General features: G+C 57.4%; 1 rRNA gene. It reads left to right on the top strand.

Annotated features, from left to right (window positions below):
* Positions 1–135: 135 nt before the first annotated feature.
* Positions 136–1,410 (top strand): 23S ribosomal RNA (locus ACIHFB_RS45780); the annotation flags it as partial.

Below are 1,410 nucleotides of genomic sequence, written 5' to 3'. Positions count from 1 at the left end.
GCACGTTGTTGGGTGTCTGAGGGTACGGCCGTGAGGTCGCCTTCAGTTGCCGGCCCCAGTGAACTCGCCGAGTGTGGCGGGGTGATGGGTGGTTGGTCGTTGTTTGAGAACTGCACAGTGGACGCGAGCATCTGTGGCCAAGTTTTTAAGGGCGCACGGTGGATGCCTTGGCACCAGGAACCGATGAAGGACGTGGGAGGCCACGATAGTCCCCGGGGAGTCGTCAACCAGGCTTTGATCCGGGGGTTTCCGAATGGGGAAACCCGGCAGTCGTCATGGGCTGTCACCCGTACCTGAACTCATAGGGTATGTGGAGGGAACGCGGGGAAGTGAAACATCTCAGTACCCGCAGGAAGAGAAAACAACCGTGATTCCGGGAGTAGTGGCGAGCGAAACCGGATGAGGCCAAACCGTATACGTGTGAGACCCGGCAGGGGTTGCGTGTGCGGGGTTGTGGGATCTCTCTTTTACGGTCTGCCGGCCGTGAGACGAGTCAGAAACCGTTGATGTAGGCGAAGGACATGCGAAAGGTCCGGCGTAGAGGGTAAGACCCCCGTAGTCGAAACGTCAGCGGCTCGTTTGAGAGACACCCAAGTAGCACGGGGCCCGAGAAATCCCGTGTGAATCTGGCGGGACCACCCGTTAAGCCTAAATATTCCCTGGTGACCGATAGCGGATAGTACCGTGAGGGAATGGTGAAAAGTACCGCGGGAGCGGAGTGAAATAGTACCTGAAACCGTGTGCCTACAAGCCGTGGGAGCGTCGGGCAAACACTTGTGTTTGCCTCGTGACTGCGTGCCTTTTGAAGAATGAGCCTGCGAGTTTGCGGTGTGTTGCGAGGTTAACCCGTGTGGGGAAGCCGTAGCGAAAGCGAGTCCGAATAGGGCGGTTTAGTAGCGCGCTCAAGACCCGAAGCGGAGTGATCTAGCCATGGGCAGGTTGAAGCGGAGGTAAGACTTCGTGGAGGACCGAACCCACCAGGGTTGAAAACCTGGGGGATGACCTGTGGTTAGGGGTGAAAGGCCAATCAAACTCCGTGATAGCTGGTTCTCCCCGAAATGCATTTAGGTGCAGCGTCGTGTGTTTCTTGCCGGAGGTAGAGCACTGGATAGGCGATGGGCCCTACCGGGTTACTGACCTTAGCCAAACTCCGAATGCCGGTAAGTGAGAGCGCGGCAGTGAGACTGTGGGGGATAAGCTCCATGGTCGAGAGGGAAACAGCCCAGAGCATCGACTAAGGCCCCTAAGCGTACGCTAAGTGGGAAAGGATGTGGAGTCGCAGAGACAACCAGGAGGTTGGCTTAGAAGCAGCCACCCTTGAAAGAGTGCGTAATAGCTCACTGGTCTAGTGATTCCGCGCCGACAATGTAGCGGGGCTCAAGCGTACCGCCGAAGTCGTGTCATTGCAGC

Source organism: Streptomyces sp. NPDC051963 (genome assembly GCF_044593495.1).
Classification (GTDB): Bacteria; Actinomycetota; Actinomycetes; order Streptomycetales; family Streptomycetaceae; genus Streptomyces.
Note: the sequence above shows the minus strand (reverse complement) of the source record. Positions and strands in the feature narration are given on the sequence as shown.